We start from the raw sequence: 21,083 nt of genomic DNA on the forward strand, positions 1-21,083 counted from the left end.
TAAACTCATTTTTTTATGTAATACACTATTTTTGTTTGATTTTGAAAATGAGTATGCTAGTATATATTCTCCCGGAAATTTAGGATTTTGCGGTAACGCGTATTTCATATCGTTAAAATGGTATTTATTAATTTAATTAAATAAGGAGGAAAGCAACATGAAAAAGGTTGTTGCGATGTTAATCGGCGGTTTATTCGTACTGGTTTTAAGTTCTACGGCTTTTGCCGGGCAGAGGAACTACGGCTGCGGTCTCGGCACGCTTGTTTTCGGTGAAACTGATGCGCTTCTTTCCCAGACCCTGGCAGGAACAACCAATGGATCGTTTTGTTCACAGTGGTTTGGCATTACTTCCGGTACCTTAAATTGTAACAAATACAAATCCATATCCTCCAACGAAAAGATCAACAAGTTCGTTGCCGACAATATGGACAATCTGGCCGTTGATATCGCCCGTGGACAGGGTGAATATCTTAATACCCTTGTTGTTCTCATGGACGTGTCGGAAAGCGACAGGGCAGCCCTCTACTCGAAATTACAATCCAACTTCAAAAACATCTATACGTCCGACGATGTGACCTCCATTGATGTTGTGAAAAATATCGAATTTGTCGTTAAATCATAAGTGATAAAAAATTCTTTCATGCCTTCGATTGAAAAAAAGGGGTATGCTGTCATGGCGATATGCATATCCCTTGTTTTATTCTGCGTATCGGCGAAGAAAACCGCTCATGCCGCCGTAGATGCTGAGCCATGTCCCGACAACGCCTACTGCTCAGAACTTGTTAAAAAAGCCGAAGAATTGAAGCTATGGGATGAAAGATACTGGCATGTCCTGATGCATTACCAGAAGAAAAGGTTCGGCCATGTGAGCGTGATCGATGACCCGAAATTTTTTCTTTCACCGCAAGGTAAGAAGAATCCCAGGGCGGAATTGGTGGCAACTATACGCTCCCTTTTTCTGTCCACCGAGAAGGAGGATGAGCATACCGTCTGCCGTTTTATCGCCCGGTATGCCTGGCTCAGGAAGGAATTGAATATCGATGAGAGCAAGCTTCCCATATCCGTATGTGAAAAATACAGCCGGCTCTTGGAATCGATACAGCCCCGGTCCGTGAATCTTATTTTTCCCACATCGCATATAAACAGTCCCGCCTCCATGTTCGGTCATACACTGCTGACCATTGAAACGGCGAATAACAACAAACTCCTGTCTCATGCCATTAATTATTCCGCCATTACCGATGATACTGTCGGGTCGATTTTCACTTTTAAGGGTGTATTCGGTATGTATAAGGGGTATTTTTCCATTCTTCCTTATTACATGAAGATCATGGAGTACGGCGATTTTGACTATCGTGATATCTGGGAATATGAACTGGACTTTACGCAGGAGGAAGTGGAGCGCCTGGTCATGCATCTCGTGGAGCTTGAAGATGTTTATTCTCACTATTTCTTTTTTGATGAGAACTGTTCCTTTAATCTTCTATTTCTTCTGGAAGTTGCCCGTCCGTCCCTGAGGCTCACAGATGATTTTAATCTATGGGTAGTTCCCGTGGACACCATCAGAAAGGTCGAGGCGATCGGTTTAGTAAAAAAAATAAATTATCGTCCCTCGGAAACCACACGTATAAAATATATGTCATCGGCCCTTGATGATAAAAAGCAGATCGAGGCAAAAAAACTGGCCCTGGGCAAATTGGATTCCAGTGCCGGTGTCCTGGAGAAATATTCCCGTGAAGACAGGATTCGAATCATAGACCTGGCCTCGGAATATATCAAGTTTCTATTTTCCCGTGGCAAAATTTCCCAGGCGGACTATAGAAAGAGGTTTCGTGCCGTGCTGGGGCTCCGCAGCGAGCTGTCAAATGAAACGGTGGAATATAACTATCCCGTGCCGGAGAATCCCCTGAGGGGGCATGAGTCGACGCGGGCGAGCCTCTGGGGCGGGTTTTACGGTTCGAGAAAATACATGGATCTGGAATTCCGTCCCGCCTATCATGAGTTTCTTGATTCTGACCGGGGATACGTGGAAAGCGGGCAGATCGTTTTCGGGAAAGTATCCTGCCGTTACTATCCCGAGGAAAACAAGTTCCAGTTTCAGCGTTTCGATATCCTCGATGTTGTTGCCCTGGCCCCCATGACACGCTTTTTTAAATCATTTTCATGGAAAGCTCAGACAGGGCTTGTTCAGAAATATTTTGACGACGATGAACACCTGGCATACCGGCTGGATCTCGGCGCGGGAGGCTCTGTGCGGCCCTGGCCCGGCAGCATGATCTATCTTCTGGGTGAAACATCATATAACATGAGCACGCATTATCGCGATTTTGTCGACCTGGGATTCGGCGGGACCCTGGGCATGTACCAGAAAATAGTCTCATTCTGGAAGATGCATTTCTATGCACGGGATATCTATAACTTGGTGGAGGATTTCAATAATAAACTGGAACTGGGTGCTGCCCAGCAGGTTCATTTTACCGTCAATACGGCAATGGAGGTAACCTTTGCGGCCTATACACATGAGTTCAGGAACTGGGAAAAGGAGCTCCGGGTGGGGCTTCATATCTTTTTTTAAGGCCCACACTGTCGCGGCACCGGTTTTCATCGCTGCGGTATGTCTTGTGGCGGCTAGCCCCCTGCATCCCGGGGAATCGCTCGTTCCATATGAGGTTCCCCGGCTGGCTCTTAAGCACCTGGCAGACAGCACCGTGGACCCCTGTCCTGTCTGTGTTGAAAAATTGAAAAAGAGAGCATTCAAGGCCCTGGATAAAAGCTTCCCGGCCGGAGCCGTGGTGTGTTTTGACGATGCATGTCCCCTGGTGAAGACGAAGGATTGTGGAAGAAATGAACTGGTCCCGGCATGTTCCCGGGTGCGCGAGGAGTACCGGGGCAGGGAGGAACAGTTGCTGCAGTTTCCCCTTATGCTGTTCCGTTTCCATACCAGGGCATATAATCTTGTGGGCATCGGGGATAAGGATTATTCATCCGATACGGACGGACAGACCATCGAAAAACTGAAAACCGGTTCTTCCTTTACGGGGAAGCTTCGCATAATTTCTTATGAATACGGTGACGGCGCTTCGTTCAATTATTCAGCTCAGAGAAATGTCGTGATCATCCACTGCCAGCTCCTGGATATTATTAAAATAGTAAAAAAATAATTGATTTTCAGATACTAATCTGCTATCCGTTAAGGCTGCTTGCAGCGTATATCTTCTTAACAGTATTTATCCAGACCGAACTATGCAGATTGAAAAAAAATCCCATGCCCTGTATAAGGGGAGAGTCGTTGTTGTGATTGCTGCCCTGATCATTGCTGCCTTGCCTTCCTGTAAAAAAGACAATGCGGCAATTCTCCTGGAACAGAAAGAGCAAGCCGGTGAGGCCCGAATCAACGTGGAACTGCACAGGCTTGAGAAGGAATTGTCGACGGCGGCGGAGCCCGGTGAGAAATGCCGTCTCCTGGAAAAGATTGCCGGGATTCATTTTCGAAAGGGTGATGTTGCTTCCGCCATGGATGCGGCGCGATCGGGACTGAAAATAAATGATAACAATAGTGTATTGCATTTCGTTATGGGGAAATCATATCTCGCGTCCTGCCGATACCGCGAGGCCGAGATGGAGCTGCGGAAAGCCCTGGACATGGACCCGGCTCTGGACAAGGCGCACTTTGAACTGGGGAACTGCCTGTACCTGAAAGGTGATTTGAATGGAGCGGTCCGCGAATATGGCACCTGCCTTGCCGGCGATACGGCACACGGCGAGGCCTTCAATAATCTGGGCATCATGTATGTACGCCTGGGAAAATTCAGGGAAGCCGAAACCATGTTTGAAAACGCCATCGCGGCCCGTAACCCCTTCCCGCGGGCCCGCAAAAACCTGGCCATCCTCTATGAAAAAAATCTGAAGAACAGGGTAAAGGCCCTTGAACAGTACCGCCTGTACCGCGACACGCTTTCCGATGAATATGAGCGCCGTATAATATCCCTGTGGATGTCGGACCTGGGAGGCCGGTAGATGAAAAAAATTGCAGCGGCGGTTTTGCTGCTCGTCATGGGCGCTGTTTTTCATGGATGGACCGAGGCACCGAAACATGGTATAGCCGTGGCTCCCTTTGACAATCCTTTCTGTGAAGCCGTTGAAAAGCAGTGTGTCAGCTTTGCCGCCACCCTGGAAAAAAAATTTCCTTTAATAGACATCTTCAGCCTCAGGAAGGCCGGTGCCGTGGTGGATTATCTGAAAAACCTGGCCCTTATGCAGGCCGGTATCCTCTCCGATAGAAGCCTGGCTTCGGATATGAAAAATCTGAGCATCGAATACATAACCGTGGGCACTATTTCGGTTTTTGACGGCAGGTACGAGGTCGATGAAAGAGTTGTGAATATTGATACCTGGGAGGTCGTTCAGACCTGCGGGGTTTCAACCGACAGCATGGATTATGCCGTTGAGGCCATATGTTACGATATGAAAGAAGCTTTGCGGGGCCCCCTGACGGGAAAGGGAGGATCGACAAGGCCCGTACTGTCGATTCGACGCTTTACCGGCCAGGGCGGAGCCGGCGAAGGGAGCGCCTACGGCGACGCCATGGCGGAGATGATCAATACGGGCCTGGGCAGGGTCGGTGATATCGCCCTTATTGAGCGCAAATTTTCCGGGGCCCTGGTCATGGAAAAAGAACTTGAAATGGCCGGCATTGTCGAACACGGGAAGGTCCTTTCAGCATTCCGGGACAGGGGAATCGGGTACTCCGTTTCAGGTGAGATCCGCATCTTTCCCGATGTGATCTGCGTAACCTACAGGGTCAACAACACGAACTGCGGCGCCCCTGTGTCCATGGGGTATCATGAAATAGCGACAAGCAGGGCCTTCCGGCCCCTGGCTGAACGAATAACAGACGATATACGCAATATACTGGTGAAGAAGATGGGTACCCTGTCCCTGGATATACTGCCCGCCGACGCCCGGGTCTATGTAGATAATGTACTGTATGATTTTCGGGATTCATTTCCTCTCGAGGCAGGGAGTCATGTCCTCGCGATAGAGCGCGATGGATACGAGAATGTGGAGGAGCGCATATCCATCACGGCCGGAAACGTTGAGAGCCGTCAGTTCAGGCTGAAGCGGGACGGGCAGGGGAAAGACTCTCCGGGCAGGAGCGGATTCGGAAACGGTAAAACTGAATGGGAAAGGCGGGTCTGGGGAGAGTACGAAAAACGGAAGGATGTCGGGAAACCTTCCGGCAACGGGCGCGTTCTCTGACCGGGGGAAGGTATATCGGCAATTACTGTCGAAGGCTTGTAGTTGTATCGCAATCAGCCAGGAAAGGATTTCCAACGGTGATTCATGCATGTGTTGCCTGGTAGCTGTCACGAAAGAGGAAATAACAGGCAGAGGATGATTCAAAATAAAGAATACGGGGAGGAGTTATGAAGTGTCCTATGCGTAAAAGTGTATTATTACTGGTGCTTATGGCGATAACAGCGGGAATCACGGGCTGCAGTCATGCCGGACATACGAATAAGTTTTCAATTGTAGACGGTACTGCAAAGATAAAAGAGGGAACCATTGCGGTCATCGCCGGTTCCGGTGATGAAAAGGACATCAAGCTGGCAAGGGAAATTACACGGTTGTTGAAAGAGAGAACGGCCTTTAAAGTCATGGAGCAGAAGGAGATAGAGGAAAGGATACCGCTCTATCCCGGTTACTTCATTGAAAAGCAGGGCGTTGAAACAGATAACTGGTCCATCAGCGGCAATTACCTTTCGGAAAACAACCAGGCAGCTGTCAATAAAATCCAGGAATCATTGAAGACGCAGTATGTGATAGTCGTGTGGACTGAACGATTGGGATTTGTCGTAGGAACGGGATGTTCATTCACGGCGCCCTTTGGTCTTATGGGAGGTGATTTTTTCCGCATAATGATTCCCGTGAGGCTCGTTGCCTATCCGCAGAAGAAGGTTGTTGCCCACTGCAATACCGTTTATGAGAGCTATTATTCCCAGTTCAGGCCCTTTAACAGTTCCATTGACAAGCTCCTGGTTTCCGCAGCCGAGGAAACGGTAAAAAATTTTCAGGCGGTCCTGGAAACGGGACAGGCCAAATAATAAATAAGGAGAGAACCATGTATCGATATAGATTACATATAGTACTGACAGTACTGCTGCTGGTTTCATTAACATCCTGTATGAAGACCTTTACTTTGAAGGAAAAGGACATGAAGCTCGAAGGAGGCTCCATTGCTGTTATCTCGGGACTCAACCACGAGGCGAATCTGTCTATGGCCATTTTGGTCACTGATGAACTGCAGAAAAATTCCCGCTTCAAGGTTTTGAGCCAGAAGGATATCGCCGGTGCTCTTCCCTATTATCCCGTGCGCATACAGGGGCCCTGGACCAGGGCTTATGTGCAAATTGATGAGGACTACACGCAGACCGATATCGAGAAAATAAAAAAAATGCAGAAAAGGCTGGGCGTGAAGTATATCTATGTGCTGTGGATGCCGGCCAGCATCAGCTGGGGCGGTAGCGGCAGCGATGTGGATGAGCTTCACGCTATTTCACAACTCTTTATGTTTCCCGGGGGGAAGGAAATCGGCAATGGCGAGTTTGTCATGAGACTGTTCACGGGAGGCCTGGTAATTGGCCAGAGCGCAAAGTCCAAAAAGGAACTCATGGAACAGTTTGCACAAAAAATATCGACAGACATCGTGACGCAGATGAATATGCAGAAAAAATAGAGGTTACAGCACAGGCAGGGTAAATCAAAATTTCACGCCGATGGTAAAGTAGGGAATGCCCAGAGGCGTATACTTCCATGTCTCCCGGAGATATTCTTTGAAGGCCGGGAAGCAGAACCCGAAGTCGCCAAATACTGTTTCCCCCGCAACGCGCAGGCCGTACAGGATAAACCAGTATTTTCCCGTCATATCGGCACTGCCTGCAGTGCCGATTACCGTTGCAGCTTCAGCCAGGAAGGACCAGGTGCCGTTGATGGAATAGCGATATCCCGCATTCGGTATTATCAAAGCGCCGTTGCTAAAATCGAGACCATAATCTTTTTCGTGCAGTGCCACCGCGGCTATGGTGGTGTTGATATTAAAGAGATGACGGCCATAGGTTCCCGTGGCTGCAAGGTGTCCGCCGGCCATGAATAAATAATACTGTTCGGGATTGTCGATATAGGGGCCGATGATGCCCGTGATGGCACCGCCGCCCACGGACCAGTGTTCGCTGATCCGGGTGTTCAGGGTTATATGGGGAAAGGCGCCGATAACGTAAAAGGGGAGGTTCACATAAGCCCCGGCCGTCAGGTTTTCATTAAAGCTGTACTGTATGTCCCAGAGCCCGGCCGCGTATCCCGTTGCGCTCAGTTCACCCTTGTCGGGACTCAGGGCCGTGGAACTGAAGATGATACGGTCACGGGTATTGGTGACGATTTCTGCGGCAACGCCGTGGAACTCCATGACTGCGGTCAGCATCACCGGCAAAATGAGGTATAATCCCTTTCCCATGAGCCATTCTCCCTTTTAAATTAAATTCAGCACACAGTAATAGAAGGGAATCTGTTTCTGTCAAGTTTTAAAGCTCTATTATGGAACAAATATAGTAAATTAGGGAAATATGGATTACAGTATCTTACAAAAACTTACAAATTGTATCTTCACTTGTATATTTCATTTGACAATATAACTTTAGCTCATGAATTGAAAGGATAGATGAAACCAGGGAAACAGGATATGTTTTTCTGAAGTTATGCTATCATCATTATCAATCCGTGAGGTCTCATGAATGTGGACTGCCGTTTATCGGTGCAGGATCTCAGCTTTTCCTATGGCAGCACCTCTATTCTGAAGGGAATTTCCTTTGAAACGGGCGGGGGAAGCCTCTGTGCTCTTCTGGGGCCCAATGGTTCAGGGAAGACCACCCTTCTTAAGTGTATCTGCGGCATTCTGACGATGGGAAGCGGCGCCGTTGCCATAGGCGGCGAGAATACGGCCGTCATGAACCGCAGCAGAAGATCGGCCGTGATCGCCATGGTCCCCCAGCAGGTCCATGTGCTCTTTCCCTATACGGTGCTCCAGATGATTCTCATGGCCCGTGTAGGCCAGTACGGCAGAATGTGGACCCCGGGCACGCGCGACCACGCTGAGGCGATGCGGATCCTTGCGGAGGTTAATATCCCCCATCTGGGGCATCGGGTCTTTAATGAACTGAGCGGCGGTGAGCAGCAGATGGTGCTCCTGGCCAGGGCCCTGTATCAGGAGCCTCGCGTCCTCCTTCTTGACGAGCCCACCTCGCACCTTGATTTCAGGAATCAGTATGCCGTCATGGATCGTATCGCCGGTATTACCAGGGAGAAGGGGATTATATCGCTCATATCCATGCACGATCCGAACCTGGCGGCGCGATACTGCCGGCGCATGATTCTGCTCCGGTCGGGATCGGTTGTGGGGCAGGGGGGCCGCGAGGATGTTTTCAATGCCGAATTTCTGGGAAGACTCTACGGACTTTCCCTTACTATCGAAAGAACAACGGGCGGTCACAGGATCGTTTTTCCCATGGAGGAGACGATGTGAAAAAAATAACGGTATTCTTGTGCTGGTTCCTGTTAATGTTCTTTTTTACGGCATGCGGATATTCCGATAGAGGAGATGCCGGCAGGGGCCGCACCGTGATTGACGACCTGGGACATGAGGTGCGGCTTCCCGGGAAAATCGACCGCATCGCCACCAACTACGGCATTGCCGCCCACATGGTCATCGCTCTGGGAGCGGGCCATCGCCTTGTTGCCCTGGACACCTATTCCCGGGACAACAGTTTTTACCATGAGGTCGTTCCGGCCATAAAGGAGCTGCCACAGGCAGGCCTCCCTTTTGACGCAGACCCGGAGATAATCCTGAAAAGCAGACCCGATATCGTTCTCACCATGGGAAGAATGGGTGACGGCGGACTCCGTCTCTCCCGGTACGGCATAACGGCTTACGCGGTAAAGGCCGAGACCATTGAGTCTCTTCCCGAATCCATGCTGAGGCTCGGCTCTGTCCTGGGATGCGGGGAGAAGGCCAGCCGGTTTTCCCGTTACTACAATGATAAGATTAAAATGATCCGACGACGTCTCAAGGGAATAGCTGAAAAGGAGCGCCCCCTGGTGTATCTCACGGGCCCCATGGGTCTTTTTTCCACCTGTTCGGGCGAGATGATGCAGCACCATATTATTGAACTGTGTGGCGGGAGAAACGCCGGTGGAGCCCTGCGGGGGATGGGCAGCGGTCATGGATGGACCAGTGTTTCCATGGAGCTGGTCATAGCATGGAATCCCGGGGTAATCCTCATTATAAAGCTGTCCCCCGTAAGGGTGAAGGAGGTGACGGCTCAGCCCGAGCTTGCCGGTGTGGATGCCGTGAAACATAAACGGGTATACGAGTACCCGAGCCGGCTCTATCCCTGGGATTATCCGTCGCCGCAAACCATACTGGGCATGCTGTGGCTGGCGAAAAAACTGCATCCCCGGCTTTTTGACGACATCAATGTTCAGCGGGAAGCCGATGACTTTTTTACCGTTTTTTACGGTAAGAGTTTTTCTGCCATGGGGGGAAGTCTGTGACGGCAATACGCGGCAGCCGGTTCCGTCGGGAGTTCCTGGTATTCACCGGTTCCATTATTCTTCTCGGAGCTGCGGTGATAACAGCGCTCGTCGTGGGGCGGTATCGCGTAGAGGCCGGGACTCTTCTGGACCTTGTGCGCATGGCCTTTTCGGGAGAGGCTATTCCTGAATATCTGGAAACACCGCTTCTCGTCATCCGTTCGGTTCGTATGCCCCGCATTATCATGGCCGTCATCGTAGGGGCTTCCCTCTCGGTTTCCGGGGCCGTGTTTCAGGGCATATTCAGAAATCCCCTGGTCTCACCTTCTATCCTGGGGGTTTCGGCCGGGGCCTCTTTCGGAGCCGCCCTGGCTATCATTCTGTGGAGGACGAATACGGTCAGCGTCGAGGTATCGGCCTTCATCTGGGCCCTCGCGGCTGTAACAGTGGCTTACCGCATAGGGCGGCGCGGGGGATCGTCGGTGACCACCCTGGTCCTGGCCGGGGTCATAGTCTCGGCTCTCTTCACCGCGGCGCTTTCCTTCATCAAATATACCGCCGATCCCTATGAGGAACTGCCGGCAATCGTGTTCTGGATCATGGGAGGGTTTACGGGGATACTCTGGAATGATGTCTTCCGGGTCCTGCCCCCCGCTGTTGCGGGGATAACGCTGCTTATTCTCTTTCGATGGCGCCTCAACGCCCTTTCTCTGGGTGATGAGGAGGCCACTGCCATGGGACTCAACGTACATCGGGAACGCGTCATTTATATTATCCTTGCTACACTCATTGTAGCCACGGCCATTTCGGCCTGCGGCGCCATCGGATGGGTGGGCCTGGTTGTTCCCCATATGGCGCGGCTCATCATGGGTCCCGACCATAATCAGGTCATTCCCTTTTCAGCGGTCCTGGGCGGCGTGTTCATGCTGGTTATGGATACTATCGTGCGCGTTCTTCCCGGCGGAGAGATGCCCATCGGCATAATAACGTCCTTTCTCGGGGCGCCCTTTCTCACCTACCTGCTTCTGCGCAAGCAGGGCGGAGACTGGCAGATGTAAACAAGGAGTATGATATGGAATGTACTTTCTGCGCATGGCAATGCGAAATTAAAGAAGGAGGCACCGGACAGTGCCGCATGTATACACTGGATAACGGTTCAATACGGGAACGCTTCCCGGATCGCTGGTCTTCTCTCATGGTAAGCCATATCGAGTCCGTACCCCTGTATCACTTCATGCCCGGGAGCCGCTGTCTCATCATCGGGTCGGCGGGGTGCAACCTGGACTGTCATTACTGTTCAAACGCCTTCATCGCCAGGGCAGATCCGGAAAAGGCCGTTCTCAGCACTGTCGACGGTGATACGGTGATCCGCCGTATGAAGCAGACGGGAAGCAGTTCCCTCGTGTTCGGCATCAATGAACCGGCCGTTTCCCTTCCCGGCTTTCTCCGCCTGGCCAGCCGCTGCCGCGACGAGGGTATCCCCGTGGGGTCGCTGACGAACGGTTTCCTCACCACCGAAAGCGCCGTGATGCTGGGAGAGGCATGCCAGGCGGTAAATATCAGCCTCAAGGGCTTCACTGATGATTTTTTCCGGCGCCATGCCGGAGGCGGGTCCGTGGAGCCCGTAAAGCGCAGTATAGAGATTCTGAGCAAAATGATCCACCTGGAAATAACAACTCCCGTGGTTCCCGGTGTTAATGACGGAGACCTGGAAAGGATGGCTGAGTTCATCGCCTCCTGCGGGCGCCATATCCCCTGGCATGTATTCCGGCTGCAGCCGGAGTACCGCATGACGGGTCATGCCGTGTCATCCGTGGAGGAACTGGCACGGCGCGTTGAATCGCTGCGGAAAGAGCTTCCCTTCATATATTTCGGAAATTTCGCCGGGTCGCAGTGGGTGAGCACGCGATGTCCTGACTGTGGTGAAACCGTCATAGAAAGGATCAACCTGGGAGGCTGCGGTGCAAAAATGACTGGGCATGCATTGAAAGACAAGAACTGTGCTTCATGCGGGGCCTCCATAGCCTTCAGGGGCAACATAAATTTCTATACAGGAGAGGGGCAATGGACATCGGCATCATAGACGTGGGTGAATGGCAGAAGGTGGTTGACTTCAGATCGGGACGCACTGCCACGGTTCCGGACCGGAGAACGGCTGATGTGGCGGCGGTAAAAGAAATAATGTCCGCCCATCCCTATCCCGGCGACTGCGAAACGGAGTCCGTTGACTGGGCCTTCGCTACAGCGCAGTCCCTTATCGGTATTTTTGATCCCCGCTGTGTGATAATTACCGTGGGAACCCTTTATTTTACGGAAATGTCCCGTTCTCCCGGGGAATACGACAGGAGGCAACTGCTTGACGGTATACTGCAGTCACTGGAGAAGTTTAAAAGTAACTTCGACGGCGATGTGCTGGTTGCCGGAACGGGGTCCATGCTTCCCGTGGAGGGCTTCATTGAATGTCAGAATCTGCAGGGACTGAGCTGTGCCCGGGGCATGGGCCCGGTCCACTGCGGTTTTTATGACCTCTCGGATCATGACATGGCGTATCTGCGGGAACATCCCGGCATGGAACGCCTTCTCACCCGTGAAGAGGCGTTGAAGGACTGGGATGCCGCCGATGATTTTAAAGAACGGTTCCCCGAATATATTGCCGTGGCGCGGCGGGGATGGGCCTTCAGGAACTTTGGGTCGGGCCCGCGCCCGCTGCTTAAAATATCGGCCCGGGACCGGGAAATCCCCATCGTGTCTCCCCTGACGGTGGAATCCATCACGGCAGTGCCTGCGGTGATGGACGGCATCCTTTCCCGGGGCGGGAAGGTTGCCCTGGTCGTGATTGAGGGAGCGGGATGCGATGATATCCCCGGCGGCAGCCCTTGCAGTGCCGAGCTTGACTGGTACACCTACACGGGAGGCGATGATTTCTACCAGGCCCTCATGACCGGGACAGAACTTTACCGGCAGAGTTATCCGCCGGGATTTCGTTATTACTTTGAAGACACGCCTGACAAGCCCTATCCCTATTCGGGGCCGTATAGGGAACTTCCGTCGACGCCCTGGATGTCCCGTGGTATAAAAACAATTGCGGCCGGAAGCCGGGGTATCATCACCCATGTCATGTCGGGCGCCGACATAGCGCTGGAGTGTTTTGCCCGCGCCCTGTACAACTACGGTACCATGGCCGTGATCCGGGGAGACGGGGGAAAATGACCCGCCGGGAGCGGATAACCATACTCACTCTGTCTTTGCTCGTCGTTGTCGTAGCGGGATTTGTCCTGTTCATTTTTCACGGTTTCACCGACGTGGAAAAAAAGAACGGGGGGCGGTATGTTACGGACAGGGTTGGAAATAAAATGCTGATTCCCGAAAGGCCCGTTCGGATCGCCTGCCTGGCGGGACCATCTTATGAAAAAATATTCATGCTGGGAGGCGCAGACAGGGTAGCCCTTATTCCCATTGAGATGCCTTCGTGGTCGTATGTGCTCAACCCGGAACTGAAAAATATCCCCATATCTCCCTATGGCCATGGCGGCGCTGACGTGGAGCGCATGCTGCAACTCAAGGTGGACCTGGTCATCCACTGGCCCTGGGCCGTGAGCAGGGAGAGCCTGGAACGGGCCGGTCTCACGGGAGTTTGTCCCTACACGGACAAGCGGCGGCCTGAAACCATGGAGGCCTTCATTAACAACTATCTTGACGAGATACGTTTTTATGGTGAGATACTGGGAGGGGACGCTCCTGACAGGGCCGGGGAGTATTGCCGGTATTACCGGGAAATCGTAAGCCTGGTGCGCCGGCGGATCGATAGCGTTCCCCGGGGAGAACGGCCCCGCGTCTATTACGCCATGCATAGTGATCTTCTTTCCACGCAGGGGAAGAACAGCACAACGGCCTGGTCTGTAACTATGGCGGGCGGTGAGATGGTTTCACGCGAACTGACGGAGTATTTTGCCGGTGTTTCCGTGGAGCAGGTCATTGCCTGGAACCCGGCGTTTATTTTTGTGGGATATCAGGGCGATACGGATTCGCCGCTTTTCAAGAGCGCCTGGAAATCGGTAAAGGCAGTAAAGGAAAAAAATGTATATAGAATCCCCCGGGGTGCTTTTTTCTGGGACATGGCCAGCACCGAGGGCGGCCTTTTCCTTCTTTTTATGGCTAAAACCATGTATCCACGTCAGTTTTCCGATGTGGATATGGTGGAATACACGTGTAACTTCTACAAGAGGTTTTACCGATATCCTCTTACGGACGGACAGGCCCGCAGGATATTAAAGGGACAGCCGCCGTTATTGTAGGGACAAATAGCGATTTGTCCCTACAATGGCAACGACAGCATTGTATTATTCCAGAAAACTGCCCAGTTCAACCCGCGCCCAGGGTGTCTTCTGCGAGGGGTCAGAGCCGTAATAGCCAAAAAGCCCTTCAAGGACCAGCCCCGTATTGTCAAAGACGGCATGGTGCCCTTCTATCTCGCCGCCCTTCTCATAGTATTCCAGGTCGCCGTAGACGCAGTTGGGATTGAGAAAATCAATAATGTCGCGGGCCGTATCGAAATCGATGGTCCCGTATTCCTGCTCCAGAATTTTATAGAGCTCCCCATAGCGCCATTCCGAATCAGTGGTGTCACGCACAAGTGAAATCCAGGGGTCCATGGAGGTGAAGGCCATGCGCGGAATTATATAGTGGTTCGTGGCCATGACCAGGTCGGACCATGATTCAATCTGCTCGGGGAAATAGAGACCCAGGGTTCGGGAGCCGTCGGGCAGGGTGATGGCGAAACCGATGTCCTGAAACTCTTCAGGATAGATCCAGTCCTGGGTGCGCGTCATGATGCCGCGCTCGGGAAGCGTGTTATCGAGTAGATTTATCCACGGCGCCAGCAGGTACTCCTGCCAGGCGCGCAGGGTATCGGGCCCGTTAATTTCTTCGCCGCTGCTATCGGCACTCATGCCCTCTTCGATGACAATGCCGTTGGTATATGTATCGCTGTACTCATCGTCGCCGAGAATATAAAGCCAGGATACGCCCCTGTCCTGCGTCTTCATGCGCGCCACGGCAGTGTCAAGACCGGGGCAGTTCTGCACGATATCCCGCATGACCAGGAGGCAGCACATGCCCGGCGTGCTCCTGGTGCCGGTGCCCATGACCACATCCATGCCCATGGAAAGACCCTGCGAATTGATGCCCGTGGTCTGTCCAACGAATCCCGGGGCCGTGACGCAGGTGAAGGGAAGGCCGTTGTCGGGGAGATACACAGCCATGCAGGCCACGTCCTGATAGATATGGGCCGTGGGGAACATGAAGTCCCTGCCGTGATAGACCCCGCCGTCGGCAGTCGCGTTTCCCGATATCACGAATTCATTACATCCCAGCACAAAGGGATCGGCCTTCAGGAAGCGAACCGCATCACCATCCATCTCGATCGTGTCGCTGTTGTTTTCTATTTCAGCCTGTACTTCCGCGGGCAGCTCTCCCTTTCCGGCCAGGCTGGGAAGCACGCCGGTCATGATCATGGCAAAAAGTGCGTCTATGCCTTCGTTGAGGAGCAGTACATCGTCGAAGGTCACCTCGTATCCACGGTCCGAGGCCCCGCGGGCCACACCGGCCATCTCCTCTTGCAGGTAACCCGGTATGGAGGGCAGGGCATTTTTGCACGATACAAGGCCCTCGCTTATGATATAGTCGAAGAGGATTTTTGTTTTCACGGGATCAATGCCGCTCAAGGACTTTATGACACCGCCGGTAAATTCCTTTGTCATACGGTAAACACCTTCGGCCATGAGATAGCCCATCTGGTAGCCCATGGCTTCCGCGGAGCCCTGGAGAATGAGGAATTTTTTGCCGTTGCCGTCCACGGCAAGATAACCTGTTGCTCCTTCTGCCGTAACGGACTCGATGATAGTCAGGCCGTTGGCCTCTATGCCGGCCAGGGCATCGGCGGCCACGGTGCCGCATCGGTCCTGGTCCCTGTCACTTCCTGCGGGAGAGTCCTGGAAGCATCCCGCCAATATGGCGGCGAGAAGAAAATGAATGATAAGTAAAATCTGTGCCGGTTTTATCATGATATCCTCCTTTTGGAATATGGGGTCAGAGCCCCTTTTCGGAAAAAATGGGGTCAGAGCATTGCCAGGGGCATACATGCTCTCAGTGTAAGACGGGAACCGCAAAATTGCATTGATAATGATTACTGGCCCGGCCGGCCACAGCCGGCTGGAATTAACGTGTACTGCAAGTATACTCTAATACGAGCATATAAATGACGCGGGGAAAAATCAAGAAAAAACCGTCCAATGGGTCAAAATTCATTTATTTTCCATGGGCAGCTCTTCCTTCTGCCACCGGCCCATACCGCCGGAAAGGTTGTAAACCTCGTCATATCCCCGTGAATAGAGGAACATAATGGCATAGGCCGACTGGACGCTGCCGTTGCAGACGCAGACAATAATGGCCTGTCGGTCAGGGATCAGCTTTTCGTAGAGATCGGGGAGCTCTTTGAGGGGGATATTGATGCTGCCGGAAATCCTGGACTTTTCAAAGGCGGCTCTGTCCCGGACATCTACGATGACCGGGCTCTGACCCTCCCGTGATTGTTCCAGGACCCATTGCGGCGGCTTCATCCTGAATGAGCCGTCCATGACAGCGAGAAATCGGCTGATTCGGTCGGTATTTTTATCCATGCGGAAATACGCCCCTGTATAAAGAATATTTTGATTATATCGGCAACGTCATTATTTTGAAGGTAGATTTTTATAGTAAAGAAACTTTTGTCAATCTCGAAATTAAAAATATAGTAAAATACTAAAATAATCTTGATTTTTTCAACATCGTGGAATATCATATCAATCATTGACGATAAAGGTGAAAAGAGGTTATTCATGAAGACAGCGGGGGAAATTCTAAAAGAAAAGAAAAAAAACGTTGGCAGTCTGATAACGGTTCCGGCCGATTCAACACTTTTTGAGGCGCTGCAGGTTATGGCGAAAAATAATATCGGCGCCGTCCTGGTCCGTGACGCGCGTGATGCCATCGTGGGAATCTGGACAGAACGGGACCTGGTCCATAACTCCGCAAAGGACGGCTTTGACTGCCGTAAATCAAGGGTCAGGGACCATATGACGACCCAGCTCAAATGGGCTCAGCATACCGATTCGGTTTACAATCTCATGGATAAATTTCTCGGCATGAAACTGCGCCACCTGCTCATTAAAAAAAATGATGAATATATCGGTATGCTTTCGTCGGGCGATGTGCTGAAGGCCCTGCTGGTGGAAAAAAACCGTGAGCTGAAGGAAGTGACCACTATTGTCGGGTGGGAGTATTACGAAAACTGGAAGGTTGAATGAGACCCCCGGAATCCGGGCTGTTTAAAGTATTGACATTTCGCTGTTTTCTGTGTAAAATCAATCTGCTGAGTTCTTGAACCAGATAAAAATTCTCCTGTGGAGGTTGACCATGGCATATAGAATCAATGCCGATGAATGTACCGCCTGCGGCGCCTGTGAGCCCGAGTGCCCGGTTGAGTGTATTTCCGCGAAAAATGACGGAATCAGGATCATCGACGAGGATGCCTGTACCAGCTGCGGCGCCTGCGCCGATGTGTGTCCCGTGGAGTGTATTCACGAGGTTTGACGCATCTTCCGGCGGTCGGGTGCTTTCCCTGCCCCTGCGGGCAAGAACGCCCCGGCCGCGGAATTATTACCGCATAACAAAGATCCTTCTCTTGATTTTCCCCGCTTAATGACTGCTTGAGAAAGCCTTTTATTAAATGATGTGTTTTGCCCTGTCTGCCCGGCCCAGGGTCAGAGCCTGTTTTGGGCTCTGACCCCTTGTCTTGCCGGAGGTTCAGCGTTATTATAGAGTAATAATGATACTGGCCGATTTCCTCGCTTCCGCAGCTATCAATGAGAATAAAATACAGCCTGTCAATGCGGTAAAATAGTAAGAAAAAGTAAATACTAGTAATAATTAATAATGTCATTTACAAAATGCAACTATAAATTACAAAAGGTTTGACAGACAATTTTGTCATATTTATTGTGCCTTTTAAGGCATAATAAATGCCGGTGAGTAAAGCGGCGGACTGCTTTGTAAAGAATTCATACAGATAAAAAAACTTTCTTTAAAACAGATGTGCCTTTTTTTAAAAACCGGATTACTCACGGAAAAAAACAAAGATCATTTGGGGGACTTTATGAAGGTGAGATTTAATTCACTGTTACTGGCATTTTCTTTGTCCGTAACACCCGCTTTTCTGTTCGGTCAGGATATTGTTCCGGCAGAAGGTACCGACAATACGGCCAATACCGCCGTGGAGAAAAAGGAAGAAAAGAAGGATACCGGCAAAAAGGGAGCCGGTGTGTTTACCATGGGTGAGATCGTGGTAAGGGACAGGGCCGTGGCGAATATTGAGGACGCCACTTCGACCATTGAGATTACAGCCGAGGATATTGAGGCCCATGGCAGCAAGGATCTGGGAGATGCGTTGCGTCATGTACCCGGTATCAAGGTTGAAGCCGGTTCCGACGGATCAACGGGCTTTTATATGCGTGGTTGGAGGGACTCAAAAGTGAATGTCCTTATTGATGGTCTGCCGGTACAGGACGGCTTTAAGGAATTCATCGATGCTTCCCGAATACCTGTACAGAATATCGCCAGGATAATCGTTACTAAGGGTTCTTCTTCAGCCCTATACGGAACTTCCGGGTCAATCGGCGCTATCAACATTATTACGCAGAAGCCTGTATCGGAATTCGCGAAATTCAGTATTGAGTACGGTACGAGTGATAATAACGCCTTTAATATTGCCATGGGGGCTCCCATGGGCAATTTTTACTACTGGCTTACAGCCTCGGCACGTGTTTCCGATGGATATGATGTATCTGACAGCCTGGATGCTAAAACCAGAGCTGCGTGGGCAAGAAAGCTGATTGCGCCTGTAGTTAACAATCTTGATTTTGATGAAATGGTTAATGATGATGATGTTGATGATAATGATGCATTATATAATTATATCAACAAAGAAGAATGGAGTAAGACCAACTATAAGAAATATCAAGTTGCGGGAAAGGTAGGTTATCAGTTGTCCGATGGTATTGAATTCGGACTTTCGGCTGATTATTATTCCGGTGATCAGTATGGCTATTCTCCGCAGACTAGTGGACTTGCATCTTATAATAATAGTACGCAACTATGGAGTTTACCCTCTGTAAGCAAAGTCTTCAGCGGAGGATATTCAATCTACCCCCGGGATTATAATTATAAAGTTGCACCCTATTTTCTTGTGGATTTAGATAAAGTTTCCGTGAAAGGGAATGTCTTTTTCCGAAAACAATTGAATAGTTATGAACTTTATAATGATCCGGAATATACTATTTTATCCTGGCCTATTGAGCGCTGGACCGATTTTTCAGTCGGATTCAACCTCTATCCCTCATACAAGCTCGCCTCCTGGAATAAGCTGAACGGGGCTATATCCTTCCGGCATGATGACCATCTCGAAGTTGCAACGGATATGGAGGCGTTGCCTGATACTGATGTAACCGGACAGGAGTTGACTCTTGCTCTTGAAGATGAAATGAGTTTTCTTGACAATATGATACAGGCAACTGTCGGCATTTCCTATGATGCAAAAAATATCTCGAAATATAAAAAGAATGTCGCCGGTTCCATGGTTGAACAGGATCTTATTTCAGATGACAGTTACATATGGGGAACTTCTGATTCATTCAATCCTGTTGTTGGAACTGTTGTTGAGCCGCTCAAGGATTTTCTTGTTGTACGGGCCAGCGGTTCAATGAAAACCCAGTTTCCTTCACTCCAGCAATATGCAGGTGTTCTCCCAGGCTATAGTCTCAAACCTGAAAAATCTTATAACACAAGCGGTGGTTTTGAATTATTACTTCTAGACAGAGCTCTGTCTTTTAGAACAGATTATTTTTATAATTATTTTAAAGATAAAATTGAAAGTTATCGGGATTTTCTGCTTGGTAAGCAAAGTTTTAATACAGGTAAAGTACAATGTCATGGAGTAGAGCTTACATTCACAAGTTCTTTCAAAAATATAATGAACTATGCTGATGTTGATTTAGGGTTGTCCTATGCCTTTATAAACAACAGGATTGATTCTGATATTGCCAATTCCAGTGTTAATAAAGGTGACAAGTATGAAAATACTCCAGAGCATCAGCTTATGGCTGATCTGCGGTGTCGACTGAAAACAGGTTTTGCTATGACTGTGTCGGCCATTCATGAAAGAAATGCCATCAAGTATGTGATGAAATCAACTCCGGATACGGCTACTCCTGAAGATTATTCAACACAGTATTTCAAGGAAGTACAGCTACACAATCCTCTGAGAATCGACATCAAGGTGGCTCAGACCTTTGCTGAGAAGTATACATTCTATGTGATGTGCAAGAACATCACCGACGATTACGACACAGACCCCTTTGATCCCGGTCCAGGAAGGATGTGGTATTTCGGCGGAAGTGCACAGCTGTAATATTAATAATGCAGGCAAAGCTGTAATTTTTTGGTAACAGGCATGCAGCTTTTCAAATAACTTGAGGGTTGTTCCGGAGATGATCCCGGGACAACCCTCTCTCCTTTTTTAAAAGCCTGACCATCTTTATCTCATCCAGTTCCATTGCTAATCCGATCCGCTATGCCGCCTCACGGGATTCCATCTCCGGAAACAGGTGCCTGTACGACATTACATCTACCTCCAGGCTCTGACCCCCAGTATCATTTTTAAAAAGGCGGAGCCAGGCGTTTTCGGTACGCCTCCTCATACCTGAGAAATTTTTCGACACAGGCTGAAAAATTATCACCCAGCCGGGTGAAAAAAGGATGCCGGGTGATTTTGACCGGTGCCTTGTAGTTCTCTATCAGATAGACATTGATAAATCCCACATCTGCCTGCCGTGGGTCATGTACAAGTTTTTTACGCACGGGATTATATCCGATATACCATAGCAGCCATAGCAGATACTGCTCTGGATTCTCCGCTTCCTCGATCACGGTTGATCCAAACCGTTCATTCCAGAAGGGTCCCGTGGATTCCGTGGATCGGTTATACATTTCTGCTATGCGCGCCTTGATATACTGCATGATCTTTGATACTGTTTCTTTATCATCCAGAGTACGGATGACAATATGAATGTGATTTGTCACTGGTTCTGCTGCGATTAGTTCAAAGTCATACTTTTCCTGACATTTTTTGACGGCCTCGATGAGGTATTTTCGTACATGGCTGCTTCTCATGAGGTCTTTTTTTCCGTGGCAACGGGTGAAACAGTGGTGTGTCTTTCCCTGGGCGATATTTCTCAGTGGTCGTGGCATTAAGTACGCTCCTCCTTATGAAGTTGTTTCAATTATATAGACGAAGGAGCGGTGTGAAAATTTAAAAGTTTTTGTGATAGAGGAAGTGGGGGTCAGAGCATTTTTTTTGGATAAGAGAAGGCAATGAGGGCTCTGACCCCAGGCTGATAGGAATAAAAGAG

20 protein-coding genes are annotated in these 21,083 nt (G+C 50.2%); 16 read left to right on the forward strand and 4 right to left on the reverse strand.

The annotated features are described in order from the left end of the window. Positions 1–157 precede the first annotated feature (157 nt). The 7 genes from CVV44_01750 to CVV44_01780 all read left to right on the forward strand — a co-directional run bounded on the left by CVV44_01750 (position 158) and on the right by CVV44_01780 (position 6,736). Positions 158–622, forward strand: coding sequence for a hypothetical protein (locus CVV44_01750; protein PKL41385.1), 465 nt, complete (start codon positions 158–160; stop codon positions 620–622). Then, positions 623–2,575, forward strand: a complete 1,953-nt coding sequence (locus CVV44_01755) for a hypothetical protein (GenBank protein PKL41386.1) — start codon at positions 623–625, stop codon at positions 2,573–2,575. Between the two features lie 46 nt (positions 2,576–2,621). Beyond that, positions 2,622–3,161, forward strand: a complete 540-nt coding sequence (locus CVV44_01760) for a hypothetical protein (protein PKL41387.1) — start codon at positions 2,622–2,624, stop codon at positions 3,159–3,161. A gap of 82 nt (positions 3,162–3,243) precedes the next feature. Next, positions 3,244–4,017, forward strand: a complete 774-nt coding sequence (locus tag CVV44_01765; GenBank protein ID PKL41388.1) for a hypothetical protein — start codon at positions 3,244–3,246, stop codon at positions 4,015–4,017. Further along, positions 4,018–5,259, forward strand: a complete 1,242-nt coding sequence (locus tag CVV44_01770; GenBank protein ID PKL41389.1) for a hypothetical protein — start codon at positions 4,018–4,020, stop codon at positions 5,257–5,259. A gap of 179 nt (positions 5,260–5,438) precedes the next feature. After that, positions 5,439–6,104 carry a hypothetical protein gene (locus CVV44_01775; protein PKL41390.1) on the forward strand — a complete coding sequence of 222 codons (666 nt, stop codon included), beginning with the start codon at positions 5,439–5,441 and terminating at the stop codon, positions 6,102–6,104. 110 nt (positions 6,105–6,214) lie between these two features. Further along, positions 6,215–6,736, forward strand: coding sequence for a hypothetical protein (locus CVV44_01780; protein ID PKL41391.1), 522 nt, complete (start codon positions 6,215–6,217; stop codon positions 6,734–6,736). 24 nt (positions 6,737–6,760) lie between these two features. Here CVV44_01780 and CVV44_01785 read toward each other — a convergent pair whose 3' ends face one another. Next, a complete protein-coding gene (locus CVV44_01785; GenBank protein ID PKL41392.1) occupies positions 6,761–7,510 on the reverse strand; it encodes a hypothetical protein in 750 nt (249 codons plus the stop codon). A gap of 273 nt (positions 7,511–7,783) precedes the next feature. Here CVV44_01785 and CVV44_01790 point away from each other — a divergent pair, with 273 nt between their 5' ends. The 6 genes from CVV44_01790 to CVV44_01815 are packed head-to-tail and all read left to right on the forward strand — an operon-like array spanning position 7,784 to position 13,877. Further along, complete coding sequence (locus CVV44_01790; GenBank protein PKL41393.1) at positions 7,784–8,575, forward strand: hypothetical protein; 792 nt, start codon at positions 7,784–7,786, stop codon at positions 8,573–8,575. Continuing rightward, the gene (locus tag CVV44_01795) at positions 8,572–9,603 is read left to right on the forward strand and encodes a hypothetical protein (protein PKL41394.1); all 1,032 of its coding nucleotides are present in this window, start codon (positions 8,572–8,574) and stop codon (positions 9,601–9,603) included. The genes CVV44_01790 and CVV44_01795 overlap by 4 nt, the downstream gene beginning before the upstream one ends. Beyond that, on the forward strand, positions 9,600–10,640 hold the full coding sequence (locus CVV44_01800) for an ABC transporter permease (GenBank protein ID PKL41395.1): 1,041 nt from the start codon (positions 9,600–9,602) through the stop codon (positions 10,638–10,640). The genes CVV44_01795 and CVV44_01800 overlap by 4 nt, the downstream gene beginning before the upstream one ends. A gap of 14 nt (positions 10,641–10,654) precedes the next feature. Then, positions 10,655–11,665: a radical SAM protein gene (locus tag CVV44_01805; GenBank protein PKL41396.1), complete on the forward strand. Its 1,011-nt coding sequence runs from the start codon at positions 10,655–10,657 to the stop codon at positions 11,663–11,665. After that, complete coding sequence (locus CVV44_01810; GenBank protein PKL41397.1) at positions 11,647–12,792, forward strand: hypothetical protein; 1,146 nt, start codon at positions 11,647–11,649, stop codon at positions 12,790–12,792. Before CVV44_01805 ends, CVV44_01810 begins: the two co-directional genes overlap by 19 nt. Further along, a complete protein-coding gene (locus CVV44_01815; GenBank protein ID PKL41398.1) occupies positions 12,789–13,877 on the forward strand; it encodes a hypothetical protein in 1,089 nt (362 codons plus the stop codon). The genes CVV44_01810 and CVV44_01815 overlap by 4 nt, the downstream gene beginning before the upstream one ends. 45 nt (positions 13,878–13,922) lie before the next feature. On the opposite strand, the gene CVV44_01820 is transcribed toward CVV44_01815, so the two are convergent. Together CVV44_01820 and CVV44_01825 are read right to left on the reverse strand one after the other, a co-directional pair. After that, positions 13,923–15,722, reverse strand: a complete 1,800-nt coding sequence (locus CVV44_01820; GenBank protein ID PKL41399.1) for a hypothetical protein — start codon at positions 15,720–15,722, stop codon at positions 13,923–13,925. 162 nt (positions 15,723–15,884) lie between these two features. After that, entirely contained in the window at positions 15,885–16,259 is a 375-nt protein-coding gene (locus CVV44_01825) for a sulfurtransferase (GenBank protein ID PKL41400.1), read from the reverse strand. A gap of 198 nt (positions 16,260–16,457) precedes the next feature. Here CVV44_01825 and CVV44_01830 point away from each other — a divergent pair, with 198 nt between their 5' ends. The 3 genes from CVV44_01830 to CVV44_01840 all read left to right on the forward strand — a co-directional run bounded on the left by CVV44_01830 (position 16,458) and on the right by CVV44_01840 (position 20,083). Further along, positions 16,458–16,925, forward strand: a complete 468-nt coding sequence (locus tag CVV44_01830; protein ID PKL41401.1) for a hypothetical protein — start codon at positions 16,458–16,460, stop codon at positions 16,923–16,925. 109 nt (positions 16,926–17,034) lie between these two features. Beyond that, positions 17,035–17,211 (forward strand): 4Fe-4S ferredoxin, encoded by a 177-nt coding sequence (locus CVV44_01835; protein PKL41402.1) that lies wholly within the window; start codon positions 17,035–17,037, stop codon positions 17,209–17,211. Positions 17,212–17,710: 499 nt separating this feature from the next. Next, positions 17,711–20,083, forward strand: coding sequence for a hypothetical protein (locus CVV44_01840; protein ID PKL41403.1), 2,373 nt, complete (start codon positions 17,711–17,713; stop codon positions 20,081–20,083). A gap of 248 nt (positions 20,084–20,331) precedes the next feature. Here CVV44_01840 and CVV44_01845 read toward each other — a convergent pair whose 3' ends face one another. After that, the gene (locus CVV44_01845; protein PKL41404.1) at positions 20,332–20,922 is read right to left on the reverse strand and encodes a hypothetical protein; all 591 of its coding nucleotides are present in this window, start codon (positions 20,920–20,922) and stop codon (positions 20,332–20,334) included. Positions 20,923–21,083: the final 161 nt, after the last annotated feature.

It is taken from the genome of Spirochaetae bacterium HGW-Spirochaetae-1 (genome assembly GCA_002839375.1).
Taxonomy (GTDB): Bacteria; Spirochaetota; UBA4802; order UBA4802; family UBA5550; genus PGXY01.